Below are 626 nucleotides of genomic sequence, written 5' to 3' on the forward strand. Positions count from 1 at the left end.
GGACAATAAAATTGCAGGAGATGCGATGCCTGATAACGAATCTAATTCTGCTAACTGTGTTCCCGCATTCACGTAGACAAATGTGCCCGGCAACATACCTAGCTGGCTCACCCAAAAGTAGCGGCGCAATGGAAAGTTTGTCAGCCCCATTAGTAAGTTGACTGCGACAAATGGAAAGATGGGTACGAGGCGCAAACCGAATAGATAAAATGCCCCTTCTTTATCAATGCCTTCATTGATTTTACTGAAGCTAGATTGAAAACGTTGCTGTACCGAATCGCGGAACAGAGTTCTCGCCATTAAGAACGCGATACTTGCGCCTATTGTGCTAGCAAATGAGACGAGCAATAGCCCTTGCACGAGCCCAAAGATTGCACCTGCTGCGAGTGTAATCAGTGTGGCTGCTGGGAGTGACAGCGCGGTGACCGCGACATAGATTAGGAAGAAAATTACGGCAGCTTTAAAAGGCTCGTTAGCTTGATAATCAAGTAGAGCGTCGCGCTGCGCTAGAAAATAATCCAGGCTTAGGTATTGATCTAAACCAAGGCTGTAAAACACGACAAAAGCAGCCGCGATGGAAATAATGAGAATGAGTTTTTTGACCGACATGAAATGCTCTTACTTAG

The 626-nt window shown here is 45.8% G+C and carries 1 protein-coding gene; it reads right to left on the reverse strand.

All coding sequences use genetic code 11. The annotated features are described in order from the left end of the window. Positions 1 to 609: TVP38/TMEM64 family protein (locus A3738_RS27330; RefSeq protein WP_197474087.1), on the reverse strand; the 609-nt coding region annotated here is incomplete at its 3' end. Positions 610 to 626 lie beyond the last annotated feature (17 nt).

The organism is Oleiphilus sp. HI0066 (assembly GCF_001635725.1).